The sequence below is a fragment of the Citrobacter sp. Cb080 genome, from assembly GCF_030334745.1.
GTDB classification, from domain to species: Bacteria; Pseudomonadota; Gammaproteobacteria; order Enterobacterales; family Enterobacteriaceae; genus Citrobacter; species Citrobacter braakii.
Genome location: NZ_JAOWDG010000025.1, coordinates 85,615 through 103,909 on the forward strand (window position 1 = coordinate 85,615; position 18,295 = coordinate 103,909).

Annotated in this window: 17 protein-coding genes and 2 pseudogenes; 6 read left to right on the plus strand and 13 right to left on the minus strand. The window is 53.4% G+C overall.

From position 1 onward, the window contains the following. Positions 1-58 precede the first annotated feature (58 nt). Positions 59-790 (plus strand): HTH-type transcriptional regulator MlrA, encoded by a 732-nt coding sequence (gene mlrA / locus OGV38_RS02895; RefSeq protein WP_016153692.1) that lies wholly within the window; start codon positions 59-61, stop codon positions 788-790. A gap of 74 nt (positions 791-864) precedes the next feature. Beyond that, a complete protein-coding gene (locus tag OGV38_RS02900; protein ID WP_003027354.1) occupies positions 865-972 on the plus strand; it encodes a protein YohO in 108 nt (35 codons plus the stop codon). On the opposite strand, the gene OGV38_RS02905 is transcribed toward OGV38_RS02900, so the two are convergent. The 5 genes and pseudogenes from OGV38_RS02905 to bglX all read right to left on the minus strand — a co-directional run bounded on the left by OGV38_RS02905 (position 953) and on the right by bglX (position 7,227). Continuing rightward, positions 953-1,684, minus strand: coding sequence for an ABC transporter permease (locus tag OGV38_RS02905; RefSeq protein WP_016156966.1), 732 nt, complete (start codon positions 1,682-1,684; stop codon positions 953-955). The genes OGV38_RS02900 and OGV38_RS02905 overlap by 20 nt on opposite strands. After that, the gene (locus tag OGV38_RS02910) at positions 1,668-2,615 is read right to left on the minus strand and encodes an ABC transporter ATP-binding protein (RefSeq protein WP_016153694.1); all 948 of its coding nucleotides are present in this window, start codon (positions 2,613-2,615) and stop codon (positions 1,668-1,670) included. Before OGV38_RS02910 ends, OGV38_RS02905 begins: the two co-directional genes overlap by 17 nt. After that, the gene (locus tag OGV38_RS02915) at positions 2,608-3,774 is read right to left on the minus strand and encodes an ABC transporter permease (RefSeq protein WP_286472920.1); all 1,167 of its coding nucleotides are present in this window, start codon (positions 3,772-3,774) and stop codon (positions 2,608-2,610) included. The genes OGV38_RS02910 and OGV38_RS02915 overlap by 8 nt, the downstream gene beginning before the upstream one ends. A gap of 15 nt (positions 3,775-3,789) precedes the next feature. Then, positions 3,790-4,708 (minus strand): annotated as a pseudogene (gene osmF / locus OGV38_RS02920) (glycine betaine ABC transporter substrate-binding protein OsmF). 221 nt (positions 4,709-4,929) lie between these two features. Further along, positions 4,930-7,227 (minus strand): beta-glucosidase BglX, encoded by a 2,298-nt coding sequence (bglX, locus tag OGV38_RS02925; protein WP_286472921.1) that lies wholly within the window; start codon positions 7,225-7,227, stop codon positions 4,930-4,932. 232 nt (positions 7,228-7,459) lie between these two features. Between bglX and dld the strand changes: the two genes are divergently transcribed. Next, entirely contained in the window at positions 7,460-9,169 is a 1,710-nt protein-coding gene (dld, locus tag OGV38_RS02930) for a D-lactate dehydrogenase (protein ID WP_016153698.1), read from the plus strand. Positions 9,170-9,269: 100 nt separating this feature from the next. Here dld and pbpG read toward each other — a convergent pair whose 3' ends face one another. Beyond that, on the minus strand, positions 9,270-10,217 hold the full coding sequence (gene pbpG / locus OGV38_RS02935) for a D-alanyl-D-alanine endopeptidase (RefSeq protein ID WP_016153699.1): 948 nt from the start codon (positions 10,215-10,217) through the stop codon (positions 9,270-9,272). A gap of 180 nt (positions 10,218-10,397) precedes the next feature. After that, positions 10,398-10,985, minus strand: coding sequence for a Yip1 family protein (locus OGV38_RS02940; RefSeq protein WP_016153700.1), 588 nt, complete (start codon positions 10,983-10,985; stop codon positions 10,398-10,400). A 164-nt stretch (positions 10,986-11,149) separates the two neighbouring features. On the opposite strand from OGV38_RS02940, the gene OGV38_RS02945 reads away from it, so the two are divergent. Next, on the plus strand, positions 11,150-11,722 hold the full coding sequence (locus tag OGV38_RS02945) for a DedA family protein (RefSeq protein WP_016153701.1): 573 nt from the start codon (positions 11,150-11,152) through the stop codon (positions 11,720-11,722). A 24-nt stretch (positions 11,723-11,746) separates the two neighbouring features. On the opposite strand, the gene mdtQ is transcribed toward OGV38_RS02945, so the two are convergent. After that, entirely contained in the window at positions 11,747-13,186 is a 1,440-nt protein-coding gene (mdtQ, locus tag OGV38_RS02950; RefSeq protein ID WP_047416225.1) for a multidrug resistance outer membrane protein MdtQ, read from the minus strand. Between the two features lie 169 nt (positions 13,187-13,355). On the opposite strand from mdtQ, the gene OGV38_RS02955 reads away from it, so the two are divergent. Beyond that, positions 13,356-14,090: a class I SAM-dependent methyltransferase gene (locus OGV38_RS02955; protein WP_286472922.1), complete on the plus strand. Its 735-nt coding sequence runs from the start codon at positions 13,356-13,358 to the stop codon at positions 14,088-14,090. Positions 14,091-14,158: 68 nt separating this feature from the next. Then, positions 14,159-14,242 carry a small membrane protein YohP gene (locus OGV38_RS25050; protein WP_019077217.1) on the plus strand — a complete coding sequence of 28 codons (84 nt, stop codon included), beginning with the start codon at positions 14,159-14,161 and terminating at the stop codon, positions 14,240-14,242. A gap of 32 nt (positions 14,243-14,274) precedes the next feature. On the opposite strand, the gene dusC is transcribed toward OGV38_RS25050, so the two are convergent. The 5 genes and pseudogenes from dusC to OGV38_RS02980 all read right to left on the minus strand — a co-directional run bounded on the left by dusC (position 14,275) and on the right by OGV38_RS02980 (position 18,204). Then, entirely contained in the window at positions 14,275-15,225 is a 951-nt protein-coding gene (dusC, locus tag OGV38_RS02960) for a tRNA dihydrouridine(16) synthase DusC (RefSeq protein WP_019077218.1), read from the minus strand. Positions 15,226-15,286: 61 nt separating this feature from the next. Then, positions 15,287-15,832, minus strand: coding sequence for an FAD-dependent monooxygenase (locus OGV38_RS02965; protein ID WP_286472923.1), 546 nt, complete (start codon positions 15,830-15,832; stop codon positions 15,287-15,289). A 115-nt stretch (positions 15,833-15,947) separates the two neighbouring features. Beyond that, entirely contained in the window at positions 15,948-16,517 is a 570-nt protein-coding gene (locus OGV38_RS02970; protein ID WP_023293620.1) for a recombinase family protein, read from the minus strand. Positions 16,518-16,687: 170 nt separating this feature from the next. Continuing rightward, positions 16,688-16,948 (minus strand): annotated as a pseudogene (locus OGV38_RS02975) (tail fiber assembly protein); the annotation flags it as partial. A gap of 48 nt (positions 16,949-16,996) precedes the next feature. After that, a protein-coding gene (locus OGV38_RS02980; protein WP_117086587.1) for an IS3 family transposase occupies positions 16,997-18,204 on the minus strand; the annotation gives its coding sequence in 2 pieces (ribosomal slippage) (positions 16,997-17,883 and positions 17,883-18,204; 1,209 coding nt in all). Positions 18,205-18,295: the final 91 nt, after the last annotated feature.

Consider the following 18,295-nt stretch of genomic DNA (forward strand, 5'->3'; position numbering starts at 1 on the left):
GTTCGCAAAAGAGCGTCTAAAGTAAAACTGGGACCTCGCGAGCATAAGTGAGACGACGATGGCGCTTTACACAATAGGTGAAGTGGCTTTGCTTTGTGATATCAACCCTGTCACTTTACGCGCGTGGCAGAGGCGTTACGGATTACTGAAACCGCAGCGAACAGACGGCGGGCATCGCCTGTTTAACGACGCGGATATCGACCGGATCCGTGAGATAAAACGCTGGATAAATAACGGCGTTCAGGTCAGTAAGGTAAAAATGTTGCTCAGTAACGAGAACATTGATGTGCATAACGGCTGGCGCGAACAGCAAGAGACGCTGTTGAGCTATTTGCAAAGTAATAATCTGCATAGCCTCAGGATGTGGATCAAAGAGCGCGGTCAGGATTATCCCGCACAAACGCTCAACACCCATTTGTTCATTCCGTTACGCCGTCGCCTGCAATGTCAGCAGCCGATCCTGCAGGCGTTACTGGGGATCCTCGACGGTGTCCTCATCAACTACATCGCGATTTGTCTGGCCTCGGCGCGCAAGAAACAGGGGAAAGATGCCCTGGTTGTCGGCTGGAACATTCATGATACCACCCGCTTATGGCTGGAGGGTTGGGTAGCCAGCCAGCAGGGATGGCGCGTTGACGTCCTCGCCCACTCGCTAAACCAATTGCGACCAGAACTGTTTGAAGGCCGAACCTTACTGGTCTGGTGCGGCGAAAGCCAAACGCCCGCTCAGCAGCAACAACTGAACGAATGGCGCGCGTTAGGTCACGATATTTATCCACTCGGTATTTAAAGCCAACCAGGATCGGCTCTTAATATTCTGTTAACAAACGTGTACAATCCTTAGATTCACATAAGGAGTGCATAATGAGCGCAGCTAAAATCGGTGTCATTACCCTCTTCCTGCTGATGGCCATCGGCGGTATCGGCGGCGTCATGCTGGCAGGCTACACATTCATTTTACGTGCCGGGTAAGGTGGCTCGCTAATCGCTCAAACCCGCGGTCAACTATCACCGCAGCCAGCGCGACCAGCAGCGCCCCCTGAATCACATAGGCGGTATTGAACCCGCTCAGGCCGATGATAATCGGCGTGCCCAACGTGTTGGCCCCGACGGTTGAGGCTATCGTAGCGGTGCCGATATTAATAATCACCGACGTGCGAATTCCCGCCAGAATAACCGGTGCCGCCAGCGGCAACTCCACTTTCCGCAGCCGCTGGCCCTGACTCATGCCCATTCCGCTGGCAATATCCATCACGCTGGGAGAAATTCCACCGAGTCCCGCCAGAGTTGCCTGCAAGATTGGTAACACGCCATACAAAATCAGTGCGATAATCGCGGGTTCAAGCCCAAACCCCATCACCGGTACGGCGATCGCCAGCACGGCGACCGGAGGAAATGTCTGCCCCACGGCGGCAATCGTTTCCACCATCGGCCTGAATTCCGCGCCCCAGGGCCGGGTTACCGCTATTCCCGCTCCAGTGCCAATGATGACGGCAATAAGGCTTGAAATCCCAACCAACGCAAAATGACTCAACGCCAGCGCCGTAAAACTTTCCTGCTGATACACGGGACGCGGCAGCGCCGGAAATAGCGAACTAAACAGGGCCTGACTGTGAGGCAACCCAACCAACAGGATCAGAAACAGCGCAACAAGCCATAGCAATGGATCAGCAAGACGTTTCACGGGTCGGCGTCTCCGAAAGCAAATCGCGAAAATGAAGCGTCCCGCAGGGCAACCCCTGCGGCGTCACGACCGGCAAAACATCGCAGCCACGCGCCACGAACACCGACAATGCATCACGTAGCGTCATCTCATCCACCAGCGGCTCGCCGTCTGAGTGTTCACCGCGACGGATAAAATCCCCTACCGTACGCAGCGACAACAGCCTTACGCCCAGTTCACTGCGGCCAAAAAAAGTTTGCACGAAATCATTCGCTGGCGCAGTGAGCATCGACAGCGGCGTGCCTTGCTTCACAACTTTTCCCGCATCCATCAAAATCAGATGCTCCGCCAGTCTCAACGCCTCGTCGATATCATGTGTCACCAGCACAATGGTACGTCCCAATAAACGATGGATACGCGTCATCTCCTGCTGCAGCGCGCCGCGGGTGACCGGGTCCAGCGCGCCAAAAGGCTCATCCATCAGTAGCACCTGCGGATCTGCCGCCAACGCTCGCGCAACCCCAACCCGCTGCTGTTGTCCGCCGGAAAGCTGATGCGGATAACGGTGACGCAAACTCGCCTCAAGGCCCAGCAGCGCCATTAGTTCATCTGTTCGGTCATCAATACGTGAACGTGACCACTTTTGCAGCTGCGGTACGGTGGCAATATTCTGCGCGACGGTCCAGTGGGGAAACAAACCAATAGACTGAATCGCGTACCCCATGCGCCGTCGTAACTCCAGCACCGGCAGGCTGCGGATCTCCTCCCCGGCGAAACGGATCTGCCCGCTGTCATGTTCAACCAGCCGGTTGATCATCTTTAGCGTGGTAGACTTGCCCGAACCTGACGTGCCAATTAATACCGAAAAGCTGCCCTCTCCTAACTGCAGGTTCAGGTCATCGACGGCTTTTTGCTGGCCATAGGTTTTACTGACATGGCGAAATTCAATCATTATTCGATACCTTTAGCAGCGCGATCCCTAAATCAAACAGCGCATCAATCAACACAGCCAGCACAACGACCGGGATCACGCCCAACAGCACTAAATCAACGGCGCTACTGAGCAATCCCTGAAAGACCAGCGCGCCAAATCCCCCTGCACCAATCAGCGCGGCTATCACCGCCATTCCCACCGTCTGGACCATCACCACTCGCAAACTGCGCAAGAAGACCGGCAGCGCCAGTGGAAACTGCACCGAGATAAACCGCTGACGCGCGCTCATCCCCATCGCCCGGGAGCTTTCAAGTACATCGCGTGGAACCTGATTCAACCCAGCCACTACGCCGCGAACAAGCGGTAAGAGCGCATACAGCACCAACGCAATAAGCGCAGGCGTCAGACCGGTTCCCGCTACGCCAAGCGAACCCAGCAAGGGAAAGTGCTTCACCAGTCCGGCAAGCGGCGCAATTAACAGGCCAAACAGCGCGACGGAGGGAATAGTCTGGATAATGTTCAGTACCGCGAATACCGGCCCCTGACGGGAGACAGAAAAAGTACACCAGACGCCCAGCGGCACGCCAATGAGCAGCGCGGGCACCACGGTAGCGAACAGAATCGTCAGATGCTGCGCCAGGGCGTCGTTAAAGACATCCTGGCGGTTGGCATATTCTTTAAGCAGAGAAAGATCGTTAAACGTACCGGAGAGCAGTAACACCAGCGGCAAAATGAATATTTGTGCGTGCAATAACCAACGCCACGACGCCCGTTCGGTGATGCGACGAATGGCGTCACTGGCTGCCAGCAGCATCAATCCCAGCCCTAACCAGAACCCGCTGCCCAGGCTGGTTCTGGCCAGCGGACTACCCGTTTGGGCCAAATACGTTGCCGTTGTGCCGGCGATGACCAGCACCGCAATCACCAACAGTTGGCTAACGATAAGCGTCAATATATTGCCGGATTTTCCCGGTACAAAGCACAGAAGAAACAGCAACACACAGGCCGCCGCTAATCCCCATGCCATGTCGGGTTGGATATCCCAGAGTTGACGACCTTCACCGGAAACCAGGCGATTGGGAGCATAGCTGATGAAAGGAAGCGCTGCCGCCACGATGGTCAGAAACACCAGCAGCAACAGCACCCGATTTACTGAAATATTCGACAAAACACCCACCCGCTGCAAACTCCGTTACTTCACCCATCCTTTTTGCTTCAGGTAGTCTGCTGCGACTTTTTTCGCATCCAGCCCCTCCACGGCGATACTGGCATTCAGCCGTTGCAGCGTTTTTTCATCCAGGCTGGCAAATACCGGTTGTAGCCATTCTGCCATTTGCGGGTAGTCCTTCAGCACCGATTCACGCACAACGGGCGCTGGCGCATAAATGGGCTGTACGCCTTGCGGATCGCTTAATGTTTGCAGACCAAGCGCCGCAACCGGACCATCGGTACCGTAGGCCATCGCTGCATTGACCCCTGAGGTCTGCTGCGCCGCCGCTTTAATCGTCACCGCGGTATCCCCCCCCCGCCAGCGACAACAGCTGATTCTGATTCAGTTTGAAACCATAGGTTTTTTCAAAGGCAGGCAGCGCGTCAGCCCGTTCGATAAATTCCGCAGAGGCGGCAAGTTTGAACGTCCCCCCGTCTTTCAGGTAACGGCCTAAATCGGCAAGGGACTCAAGCTTATTCTTTTGCGCGACATCCTGGCGAACCGCAATGGTCCAGGTGTTGTTGGCGGGCGCAGGCGTTAGCCAGATCAGCTTATTTTGCTCTGCGTCCAGCTTTTTCACTTTGTCATAACCGGCCTGCGCATTTTTCCACGCAGGATCATTCTCATCTTTAAAAAAGAATGCGCCATTGCCGGTATATTCCGGATAAATATCCAGTTCACCAGAGGTAATTGCCCCACGCACCACCGGAGTGGTACCCAGCTGTACTTTATTAACGGTTTTCACGCCGTGACTTTCGAGCACCTGCAAAATAATGTTGCCGAGCAGCGCCCCTTCGGTATCTATTTTTGAACCGACCGTGACGGGTGACGCGGCCTGTAAGGGCAAGCTGATCGCGGCTAATAACGCCAGCGAACCCACCCAAACTTTTGAAATTATCATGCTGCACTCCTCATTCTTTTACGGCCCTTTTCAGAGACTTGAGGAAAAAGCATAGTCGAAAAATCAAGCCTTAACCTGGCAATTGGGTAGTAACACTGAGAGTTACTCGCGGTAAGGCGATAATACAATAAAAAAAATCCGGCAAACCCAAAGTGAGTTTACCGGATGGTACGATTTCGCAGGCCTGATAAGCGTCACGTTACCAGGCATGATATCAATTACTACAGCAGTTCAAATTCGCCCTGCTTCACTCTGGCAGAATCCACGCCGATAAAGACGTTGAACTTGCCCGGTTCGGCATCGTATTGCATACGCTGGTTCCAGAATTTCAGCGCTTCAACATCAATTGGGAAGCTAACAGTTTGGGTTTCACCCGGCTTAAGATTCACCTTCTCAAAACCTTTCAGCTGTTTTACCGGACGACTCATTGAAGCGGTAACATCCTGCAAATACATCTGAATCACCGTCGCACCTTCGCGTTTGCCGGTGTTGGTCACCTGCACGCTGGCCGTCACGGTCCCGTCACGCTTCATCGTCGGAGAAGAGAGTTTCACATCAGAAACCGTGAATGTGGTGTAGCTCAGGCCATAGCCAAAGGGATACAACGGACCGTTCGCTTCGTCAAAGTAGCGCGACGTGTACTTATTCGGCTTATCGGCATTATACGGGCGACCGGTATTGAGATGGCTGTAATAGACCGGGATCTGTCCGACAGAGCGCGGGAAAGACATCGGCAACTTGCCTGACGGGTTGTAATCGCCAAACAGCACATCGGCGATGGCGTTACCGCCTTCCGTCCCGGCAAACCAGGTTTCGAGGATCGCATCGGCCTGTTGATCTTCCTTAACCAGCGCCAGCGGACGACCGTTCATCAGTACCAGAACCAGCGGTTTACCCGTGGCTTTCAGCGCGGTAATCAGGTCACGCTGACTCTGCGGAATGGTGATATCGGTGCGGCTGGAGGCTTCATGCGCCATTCCCTGCGCTTCACCAACTACCGCGACGACCACGTCAGACTGCTTCGCGGCGTTAACGGCTTCATCAATCATCGCCTGCGGCGAACGCGGGTCAACCTTCACCGCCTCTTCATACTGGTTGAGGAAGTCGACAATGCCTTTGTCGTTGGTGATGTTCGCCCCTTTGGCGTATACCACTTTGCCCTGCTCGCCGATGGCATTTTTAATCCCCGTCAGCACCGTTACTGACTGATCGGCAACCCCGGCAGCAGACCAACCGCCCATCACATCACGCTTGCTGTCGGCCAGCGGACCGACAACCGCTACGGTGGCGGATTTTTTCAGCGGCAATGTTTCCAGACGGTTTTTCAGCAGCACCAGGCTTTCACGCGCCACTTCACGCGCCTCTTTGCGGTGCAAACGGCTTTCCGCGTTGGTGTCCTGCGGGTCAGATTCTTTGGCCCCCAGATGGCTGTACGGATCGTTAAACAGCCCCATATCATATTTCACGTTCAGCACATGACGCGCAGCGTCGTCCAGCTCCGCCATCGTCACCTTACCTGACTTAATCAACCCCGGCAGGTATTTGCTGTAATACTCATCGCTCATGCTCATGTTGATGCCGGACTTGATCGCCACACGCACCGCATCTTCAGGATCGGCGGCAGTGCCGTGCTTAATCAGTTCCTTAATCGCGCCGTGATCGGAAACGGTAATGCCCTTAAAGCCCCACTCATCGCGCAGCACGTCTTTTAACAGCCATGCATCCGAAGTCGCCGGCGTGCCGTTCAGCGAATTAAGCCCCACCATCACCGCACCGCTACCGGCGTCCAGTCCGGCTTTGTACGGTGGCATATAGTCGTTGAACAAACGCTGCGGGCTCATATCGACGGTGTTGTATTCCTTGCCGCCTTCAACCGCGCCATAGGCGGCATAGTGCTTGACGCTGGTCATCACCGAATAGCGATCGGCCGGGCTTTTACCCTGCATCGCTTCCACCATGGTTTTGCCCATCGTGGCGGTCAAATACGTATCTTCGCCAAACCCTTCCGAGGCGCGGCCCCAGCGCGGATCGCGCGAGACATCGACCATCGGCGCCCAGGTCATATTCAGACCATCATCGGCGGCTTCATACGCAGACACTCGACCAACGGTTCTGACCGCATCAAGATTAAAGGAGGATGCCAGACCGAGGCTTATCGGGAATACGGTACGCTGACCGTGCAATACGTCGTAGGCAAAAAAGAGAGGGATTTTCAGGCGGCTGAGATCCATCACCTGATCCTGCATTTTGCGGATATCCTGGCGCGTGACGGTGTTAAAAATTGCCCCAACCTGCCCGTCTTTGATCATCTCGCGGATGGCTTCTTTCGGGTTATCAGGCCCGACGCTTATCAAACGCAGTTGCCCAATTTTCTCATCCACGGTCATCTGCTTAAGTAAATCGGTAACGAAGGCATCCCGCGCCTCTGGCGTCAGTGGATGGTTACCAAACAGAGTGTCCGCCAACGCTGGTTGCAATGCCAGACTCACCGCGACACCTACAGAACATAGCCATTTCATGTTGATTCTCTCTTTATTTTTTCCCGACGAGGCAGCGAAAATATAACAAAAACCGCAGTTTGCCGTAAGACTAAACGGGAGCGATAAAGAAAGCTAAGGTTATTCTCCTAATTTTCGAAACCAGCGCGAATCAGTAAAAGACGAACCAGAGACAATATGAATGAGAAAGCGTATTGTCATACAAAGCGCTATGCTTGTTCCTGATATTGAGTCCCACCACAAGGAGTGGAGAATGTCTTCCATTACAACAGATAATAAAGCTTTCCTGAATGAACTGACCCGTCTGGTGGGTCATTCACACCTGCTGACAGAACCTGCTAAAACCGCCCGCTATCGCAAGGGATTCCGCTCCGGCCAGGGCGATGCGCTTGCCGTCGTGTTCCCCGGGTCGCTTTTAGAACTGTGGCGCGTTTTGAGCGCCTGCGTCGCCGCGGATAAAATTATCCTGATGCAGGCCGCTAACACCGGCCTGACCGAAGGGTCTACGCCGAGCGGTAATGATTACGACCGCGAGATTGTCATTATCAGCACCCTGCGTCTTGATAAGCTGCACGTCATCGGCAAAGGTGAACAGGTGCTGGCCTATCCAGGAACCACGCTCTATTCGCTGGAAAAAGCGCTCAAACCGTTTGGCCGTGAGCCGCATTCGGTAATCGGATCTTCCTGTATCGGCGCTTCGGTTATCGGTGGCATTTGCAACAACTCCGGCGGCTCGCTGGTACAGCGCGGCCCGGCATACACGGAGATGTCGCTGTTTGCGCGTATTGACGAACAGGGAAAATTACAGCTGGTTAACCATCTGGGTATTGAGCTGGGCCAGACCCCGGAGCAGATCCTGAGCAAACTGGATGACGAGCGTATTAGAGATGACGATGTTCGCCACGACGGGCGTCACGCGCACGATCACGACTACGTTACCCGTGTCAGAGATATCGACGCGGACACGCCCGCACGCTATAACGCCGACCCGGATCGCTTGTTTGAATCGTCCGGTTGTGCAGGCAAGCTCGCGGTCTTTGCCGTGCGTCTGGACACCTTCGAAGCCGAAAAAAACCAGCAGGTCTTTTACATCGGCACCAACCAGCCAGAGGTGCTGACGGAGATCCGCCGTCATATTCTGGCAAAATTCGAGCATCTGCCGGTCGCCGGTGAATATATGCACCGCGATATTTACGACATCGCTGAGCAATACGGCAAAGATACGTTTCTGATGATCGACAAGCTCGGCACCGACAAAATGCCGTTCTTCTTCACCCTGAAAGGCCGCACCGATGCGATGCTGGAAAAAGTGAAAATTTTCCGTCCTCACTTCACCGACCGGGCAATGCAGAAATTTGGTCATTTATTCCCCAGTCACTTACCGGCGCGCATGAAAAGCTGGCGCGATAAGTACGAGCATCACCTGCTGTTAAAAATGGCCGGTGGCGGCGTGGCTGAAGCCCAAAACTGGCTAAGCGAGTATTTCAAAACCGCTGAAGGCGACTTCTTTGCCTGTACGGCGGAAGAAGGCAGCAAGGCGTTCTTGCACCGCTTTGCGGCGGCTGGCGCGGCTATTCGTTATCAGGCCGTACATGCGGATGAGGTGGAAGATATTCTGGCGCTGGATATCGCGCTGCGCCGTAACGACACCGAATGGTACGAGCATCTGCCCCCAGAGATCGACAGTCAACTGGTGCACAAACTCTATTACGGTCACTTTATGTGTTACGTCTTCCATCAGGATTACATCGTGAAAAAGGGCGTGGATGCGCATGCGCTAAAAGAGCAGATGCTGGAACTCCTGCGCGAGCGTGGGGCGCAGTATCCGGCAGAGCATAACGTCGGGCATCTGTATCAGGCGCCGGAAACCTTGACCCGTTTTTACCGTGAGAATGACCCCACCAACAGTATGAATCCAGGTATTGGGAAAACGAGTAAGCAGAAGTTCTGGAAAGAATCGTAAACCTGAAAAAGATAAGCGCTACCGGGCATGTTGCCGGGGCGCTTTGCTTGCCCGGCCTACTGCTACATTCGCTATGCGTAGGCCGGATAAGACATCTTATTTAATCGTTCTGTGCGGTTTGCTCGCCCTTCGCCGAACCTGCCGCCGCCATCTGCGCAGCTTTTTGCTTTTTATAGCTCAGCGCCGCCGCCGGAACCGGCATCACCTTGCCCGTTTCAATCCAGGTACGTAAACGGCTGGCATCGGCAAAGTGAGTATATTTACCAAAGGCATCCATCACCACTAGCGCCACCGGTTTGTTGTTAATCACCGTGCGCATCACCAGACAGTGGCCTGCCGCATTGGTAAACCCGGTTTTCGTTAACTGAATATTCCAGTTATCGCGGTATACCAGATGGTTGGTGTTACGAAACGGCAGCGTATACGCAGGGTTGGCAAACGTCGCCATATCTTCACGCGTGGTACTTAACTGGCCGATCAGCGGATACTGTTTGCTGGCGATCAGCAGCTTGGTTAAGTCACGGGCGGTCGAGACGTTATGAATCGACAAGCCAGTGGGTTCCACAAAGCGTGTCTGAGTCATGCCGAGCGCTTTCGCTTTGGCATTCATGGCTTTGATAAACGCGTTGTATCCGCCCGGGTAATGATGCGCCAGGCTCGCCGCCGCACGGTTTTCTGATGACATCAGCGCCAGCAGTAACATGTCTTTACGGCTGATTTCGCTGTTCAGTCGTACGCGAGAGTATATGCCTTTCATCTCCGGCGTCTGGCTAATATCGACTTTCAGCTTTTCATTCAGCGGCAGTCGTGCATCAAGCACCACCATCGCCGTCATTAATTTGGTAATCGACGCAATCGGACGCACAAGGTCCGGGTGGTTCGAATAGATAACTTTGTTGGTATTCAGATCAACGATCATCGCGCTACCGGACGCTATCTCAGGTTGAGAAGCCGCTGCGGTAGTTGCCGTTTTCGCCACGGCTTGGGGTGCAAAAGGAACGGCCAGCACCAGGGCAAGGCTTAATAATGAAACTCGGAATTTCAGCATGATGAGATTTCTGATAATGGTTCACGCACGTCACAACGCACACCGCCAGAGATTAAGTATTATCTCAAGCTAGCTCAGGCATCATAGCGATCCGGCAGGTTTGCTGCCACAGGAGAATCGTCTCGAAATGCTGCGTTGCTGACTTTTACGTCAACAACGCAGCGTAGACAGGTTTATCCGTCAGAATAACCGATAGCCGTAACCCCACAGGATTACCGTAATAGCCAGCAGTACCTCCAGTACCAGCACACCGATCGCCAGCGTCGAACTGGAAAAACTCAACCCTTCCTCACGAGTGATATTCAGGAACGTCGGAATACCGAGATAAAGTAAATAACCGGTGTAAAACAGCGCGAGAGTCCCGACTAATGCGCACAGCCAGACCAGCGGATAAAGTGCGACCAGCCCGCTTAAAAAAAGCGGCGTCGCGACATATCCGGCAAAGACCATACAATGCGCCAGCGACGGACGCTGCGGGTAGTTACGCGCCATCCACCAGATAACCCGGCCCATGACGGCAACGCCCGCCAGCATCACCCCGTAAAACAGAATCGCCATTGCAAATCCAGTCAACAGGGATAATTTCAGGATATTGCCATCGCCAAAATCCCAGCCGATTTGTGTGGTACCGATGAACGCACAAACAACCGGGATTGCCGCCATCAGCAGTACATGGTGGGTGTAGTGATGCGAAACGCTTTCGTTTTCGCTGTTGATCACATGCATTTCACGATCGGGATGGGAAAACAGCCCCCAGACATGGTTCATACCGCCCCCTTCTTGTCAGCTCCGGACCTCAACAGTTCAAGTATAATTCAGCTTTGGATTAATTTTTGTACAACAACAAAAATGACGAACCGCTAATTCAGCGCTTTTAAACCCCACGATGATTCACAGGGTGTATGCTTAACGTCGGGAGGTCATCCAGACATATGGATATAAACAGTCTTATTGCACATTACGGTTACGCCGCATTGGTCATTGGCAGTTTGGCCGAAGGTGAAACCATTACCCTGCTGGGCGGCGTGGCGGCACATCAGGGATTACTTAAATTTCCTCTGGTGGTTATCTCTGTGGCCCTGGGCGGGATGATTGGCGATCAATTGCTGTATCTGCTTGGGCGTCGTTACGGTGGAAAAATTTTGCGTCGTTTCTCAAAACATCGCGACAAAATCCGCCGGGCGCAGAAAATGATCCAGCGCCGTCCTTATCTGTTCGTAATTGGCACCCGTTTTATGTATGGTTTTCGCGTGATCGGCCCGTTGCTGATTGGCGCAAGCCATTTACCGCCTAAAATTTTCCTGCCGTTGAATATTCTGGGGGCGCTGGCGTGGGCGCTGATATTTACCACTCTGGGTTACGTGGGGGGAGAAGTCATTGCGCCGTGGCTACACAATCTCGACCAGCATATTAAGCACTGGATATGGCTGGCTCTGGTGATTGTGCTGGTGCCTGGCGTTCGGTGGTGGTTAAAAAAACGCAGCAGCAAAAGTACAGCCCGGTAGCGCGATGTCTACCGGGCGGGTGCGTTACGAAGCGTGGTAGCCGCCCCCCAGCGCACGGTTCAACTGAATTGAGGCATCCAGCCATTGCCCTTGTAAAAGCAGAGCGTTGCACCGTTCACGTAATGCCGGGATCTTTGCCTCACTGACCCGGGAGCCCGCAATAATTCCGGCATTGAAGCGCGCCTGCGCCAGACCCACTACGCGCAGTGCATCATGCTCAATCTGCTGCTGATGCTGATTCTTCTGCGCCAGTGTTTCTACCTGCGATGCTGCACGCGCCACGTCATTCACCGCATCCACCACGGCTTTGTTGTAATTCGCCACCGTCAGGTTGCTTTGCGCTTGAGTAATGTCGAGATTCGCGTTCAGCCTGCCGCTATCAAAGATAGGCAGCGTCAGCCCGGCCGTTACGCCCATTTGCTGCGCGGAATGGCGAAACAAGTCGCTCAGATGTAACGCATCCTGTTGTAAAAATGCCATCAGATTTACATCGGGATAAAACGCCGCTTTCGCCGCATCAATGCTGCTCAGCGATGACTCAATGTACCAGTGCGCCGCCTGCAAATCCGGTCGGCGGGCCAGCAGCGAATAACCTAGCTGGGACGGGAGCTGGCTTTCCACCGCGGGCAGCGGGGTCGAATGGAGTTTCAGGGCTGTGGACTGCGAGTTGGTCAGCGCGCTCAACCGCGCTTCAATTACCTTCATTTTACCGCTGACATCGTTCAGTTGCTGCTCTGTTTTGCTGGAATCGATATCGGTTTCAACACCTTCCACCGAAGAAGTAAGACCATTTTGATACAGTTGACGATCAACGTTAATGACGTTCTGCTGCTCGGTTTCGATTTGCGTCAACACGGTTTTCAGCCCGGCCTGCGTTTGCCATTCCCAGTAAAGACGAGCCACACCACTCGCCAGCACCTGTCGCGTTTGCTCGCGCTCGGCTTCACGCGCCTTAACGGCCCCAATACGTGCCGTCACTTCGGCCCGATTTTTACCCCACAGATCCAGATTCCAGCCAGCAGTTAAACCAAAGGTGCCGTTGGTGTACCACGGCCCGGTCGTCCCGGCGGCCGGATCGGTAATGGCAAACGGACCCATCAGCCCTTCGGCTGACATTCTCTGACGCTCTACATCTGCTGAGAAATCGATCTCCGGGCCATCCTGCGCCTCCACAGCCTTAGCCTGCGCCTCCGCCAGTTGAATGCGCTGTTCCGCGACCTGCATATCAGGGGAGTTGCGTAACGTGCTGTCAATCAGCGCATTAAGCTGGGGGTCATGGTATGCCTTCCACCATTGGCTGTCCGGCCAGCCATTTTTTAACGCCGCAGGCAATGTGGTATCGACATTCGCAGCGGGGGTCTGCTGTGACAGAGACTGGCGGTCATCATGCATCGGCGCGCAACCTGACATCAAAATAAAAAGCGGCAACAATGCCGTCGTGACAAAAGCAGAATTACGATTCATGGAGAGACACAGGTAAGAAAAGATGTGCTGAGATTACGACTTGTCGCGTTTCCTTTTTTAGTTACGCGTGGCAATACACCTTTGGCAATAAAAATATATAATCGGAAAAATATACACCCAACAAATAATTTAGATTAATTAATTTTAATAATTTATGGATGGAGACATTATGTCACAGAATATCTATGACGATCCCGAGTTCTTTGCCGGATATGCCACGCTGGACCGTTCAGTAAAAGGGCTCGACGGTGCGCCAGAATGGCCGACAATACAAGCGATGCTCCCCACTCTGCAGGGAAAAAATATCCTCGATTTGGGTTGCGGATATGGCTGGTTTTGCCGCTACGCGCGCGATAACCAGGCGGCCAGCGTAGTGGGACTGGATATTTCACAAAAGATGTTAACCCAGGCGCACAGCATGACGCAGGGTAATGGCATCGTTTATCGCCGTGAAGATCTCGAGACGCTTTCCCTGTCACCAAATTCTTTTGACCTGGTTTATAGCTCACTTGCCCTGCACTATTTGCGCGATATCGCGCGATTATTCGTCACGATTTACCAGTCGTTAACACCGGGAGGCATGTTGGTATTCTCTGCCGAGCATCCCATTTATACTGCACCGCTTAACCAGGGTTGGATAAAAGATAAAACCGGGCAACAGTCCTGGCCGGTCAATCATTATCAGCAGGAAGGCACACGCATCAGTAACTGGTTCGCGGAGGGTGTCAAAAAACAGCACCGTAAGCTGGCGACCTGGATTAATGCGCTGATAGCCGCCGGATTCGAAATCGTTTGTGTCGATGAATGGGGACCGTCCGCTGAACAGATTGCTGAAAACCCGGCGCTGGATGAAGAAAAAGAGCGGCCAATGGTGTTTCTGCTCAGCGCACGTAAACCGGAGTAAGGTCATTACAGGAAGATTTTCAGAGGCTTTCCTATACTTAACCTGAACTCACCAAAAAAGGAACGCTGATGAAAATCTTACTGTGGATTATTTTAGTTATTTTTCTGATTGGGTTATTGGTGGTGACTGGCGTGTTTAAGATGATTTTTTGAAACAAAGGCCACTCCGGTGGCCGATTAATATGTTAATGCAATTTAGCGATATCAATGGCCTGAATCGCGCGCGCGATATCCGGTGAATTGTTTAATGCGCGAATTTCCTGAAACAGCGCGGTTGCCTCTGAGTATTCTTTACGCAAATACCCTAACCATTGTTTAATCCGCGCCACGTGATACAGCCCGGTATCACCCTGCTTTTCAAGACGAGTATATTTTTGCAATAGCATCACGACATCAGGCCACGGCATACGTGGCTCGTTGTATTTCACCACACGGCTCAGGTTCGGAATATTTAATGCCCCACGGCCAATCATCACCGCATCGCATCCGCTGATAGCCATACAATCCTGGGCGCTTTGCCAGTCCCAGATTTCGCCATTTGCGATAACCGGAATGGTAAGCCGCTGGCGGATCTCACCGATCGCCTGCCAGTTGATATGCTCGGCCTTATAGCCCTGTTCCTTGGTTCGGCCATGCACCGCCAGCTCGCTGGCGCCAGCCTGCTGAACGGCATCAGCAATTTCAAACTGCCTGTCGCTGTTGTCCCAGCCCAGACGCACTTTCACCGTCACGGGCAGATGCGCAGGCACCGCCTCGCGCATGGCTTTTGCGCCCCGGTAGATGAGTTCAGGATCTTTTAATAACGTTGCGCCACCGCCGCTGCCGTTGACCAGCTTCGACGGGCAGCCACAGTTCAGATCGACACCAAACGAGCCCAGTTCTACCGCGCGCGCCGCGTTCTCCGCCAGCCACTGCGGATACTGCCCCAGCAACTGTATGCGCACCCGCGTGCCGGATGGCGTCCGGCTATTGTTATGCAGTTCCGGGCAGAGCCGATGGAATACTTTTGCCGGCAGGAGCTGATCCACCACGCGCACAAACTCGGTGATGCACAGATCGTAATCATTCACTTCAGTCAGCAGCTCGCGCACCAGTGAGTCGAGCACGCCTTCCATCGGCGCCAGTAAAACACGCATATCGTCACCCGCAAAAAAAGAGGCGCTATGGTAGCGCCTCCGTTCGGGAGATTAAAGAGGCTCAGTGCGGCAACAGGCAGTTATCTTCTTTCCAGCCGTACAGCCATTCCATACCACGATAAAATTCCGCCTGAGATTTGCCTTTCCACAGCAGATTACGCACCTGGCGCTCGACGCCTGCGGCGTGGTACACACGTCCCATTTCGCGCGTCGACCAGACGATGCGCGCAGTACGCGGAATACGCACCGACTCATACAAGGCAAAGGCATCAGCCGCATCGCCGTCACACTGCTGTAACGCCTTACCGAGAGTGACGGCATCTTCAAGCGCCATACAGGCGCCCTGCGCCATATATTGTGCCACCGGATGCGCAGCATCACCCACCAGCGTAATGCGGTCGGTCCCCCATTTCTCTACCGGTTCGCGGTCAGCGGTGGACCAGCGACGCCATGAGGTCGGCTTATCCAGCATCTGGCGCGGACGCGCATGAATACCGGCAAAATAGGAGAGCACTTCCTCTTTACTGCCATCCTTTACCCCCCACTCCTCCTGCTGACGACTGTGTGTAGCGCGGCACATAAATCGCGAAACTTTGACAGCTAAAATTGGATCGCATCAAGCGTTCTAAGTTTAAGTGACATTGGTGCAAGATTTGATATGAAATGATGCCGAACGTTGGAAACGTATCATAGCCGCCAGATTGGCGGCTTAGTGCGGTAGTTCACAAAACTGAAGCAGAATTAGCGCAGATAGGAAATTTTTTATAAAGTGTCGAAACTCCCACTCCATATTGTTCAGATACCTCTTTATGCGTTCTTCCAGCCTTCAGCGCTGACTCACATCTATTCCAGTCATCGTCTGTAAACTTAGGTCGCCGCCCACCGCAGCGCCCCTTGGCGCGGGCCACAGCCAAACCAGCCAGCGTCCGCTCACTATTAAGGTCAGACTCATACTGTGCTGCTGAGAGGATATTACGGAAGTTATAACGGCCACTAGCTGTACTGAGGTCAACACCATCAGTAATGGACCGTATGTTTACATTGCGCTCTGCCAGGTTCTGAAAGGTCAGTAAAGCGTGCAGAACGTTACGGCCGATACGATCCAGTTTCCATATAACCAGTTCATCTCCTGGCTCCAGCATATCAACCACCTTTTTCAATATTGGACGGTTTGTCTTACGACCTGAAGCCTTCTCTTCGAATATTAATTTGCATCCAGCAACTCTGAGCGCCTGCATCTGAAGCTCGGTGTCCTGATGGTTACTTGATACTCGCGCATACCCAATAATCATAAGTCTGATCTCCATTCGTTTGAATGCGTTCAGGCTAACAAAAAAGCACTGAAGGTTGGGGTTCAGGAACCGCAGGATTGAATGTGATACGAGGCTCTTTACCTGGTTGACGATTCACCGTTTTAGCGAAACTTCTCGGTTGACGTTTTTGTTATTTCCCGAAAAGGTTCCTATTCTGGTTGAACAGGCCAGGTGATATCAGGTGCAGTTGATGTATCAACACGCATCAATAACACCCTGTATGTTTTCCATTCAGCCAGTGCGGAGGTTTCCTCTGCCGTCGCTATCCCCGCATCAACTGCATCCTGCCGCCACGCGATTTCAGAATCTGCGTTGCTTCGCAATGCACTGCGCTCCTGCTCTGCCAACGCTATCAGTTGTTCATGGGTTGGGGCGGGAACAGAGATAATGGTTACTATTCCGTCGCTATCTACAGTGAATGTGATCTTGACCCTCCATCTCCGAACAGCTTTTGTATCTTAAGTTAACGATGTCCGCTGCCGCCGGTATTCCCTCGGGGAGTGATATCCCAGCGCGCTGTGCGGGTGGTTTTCATTGTAATGCGTGAACGCTACTGCAAGGTTTCGCAGTGCTGTTCTCACATCCGGTTTTGGCATGAACGCGATATAGTCTTCTTTCATCGTTTTCACGAACCGTTCGGCCATGCCATTACTCTGCGGGCTGCTCACCGCTGTTGTGCAGGGCTCCAGATTCAGCTCTCTCGCGAACCTCCGCGTTTCATACGCGGTATACGCTGAACCGTTATCCGTCAGCCACTGCACCGCTGTGTCGGGCAACCTGTCGCCGAAGCGCTTTTCCACCGACCTCAGCATCACATCCTGCACGGTCGAACTGTCATAGCCTCCCGTGCTTGCTGCCCAGTCTATGGCCTCACGGTCGCAGCAGTCCAGCGCGAACGTTACCCGCAGTTTTTCGCCGTTGTCGCAGCCGAACTCGAAGCCATCTGAACACCAGCGCATATCGCTTTCTGCCACCGCTATCTTGCCCTTATGTTCACGCTTCGGTCGCTCTGGTTTGTGATGCAACAACAACAGGTTATGCTCACGCATTATCCTGTAAAGCCGTTTGGCATTCACAGGTAGCTGTCCCTCTGTGCGACGTTGCTTGCGCAGGATGCCCCACACGCGTCGATAACCATAACTCGGCATATCGCTGATAATGTTGAGGATAGCCGACAGTATTTCTGCGTCTGCTTCTTCATTACGCCGGTTACAGCGCCTGTCCTGCCAGTCGGCAGAACGGTTAATCCGCAGTGACAGTTGCGCACGCGACACGCCCATGGTCCGGCAGACCATGGCTATTCCCCGTCCTTTGGCAACAAGGGCGCGTGCGCTATCCATTTTCGCGACTGACCGTACTCCACGGCTTCTTTCAGGATCTCAACTTCCATCGTCTTCTTGCCCAGAAGGCGCTGAAGCTCCCGGACCTGCTTCAGAGCAGCAGTAAGCTCAGAAGCAGGAACGACTTCCTCTCCAGCCGCAACGGCGGTGAGGCTGCCTTCCTGATATTGCTTCTTCCACTTAAACAGCAGGCTGGGCTGGATACCATGCAGGCGGGCGACATGGGAGACATTCATACCCGGCTCCATCGTCTGCTGGATAATGGCGATCTTCTCCTGAGGAGTTTTACGTTTACGGACTTCTTGCCCTAACAGGATCCCGGTCATCTCAAAATTGGCGTTAGTGTTAGACATATATTCAAGCCTATCTCTTATCTGGAGATACAGCTACTGTCCGGTGTTTCAGGGGGCTACATCA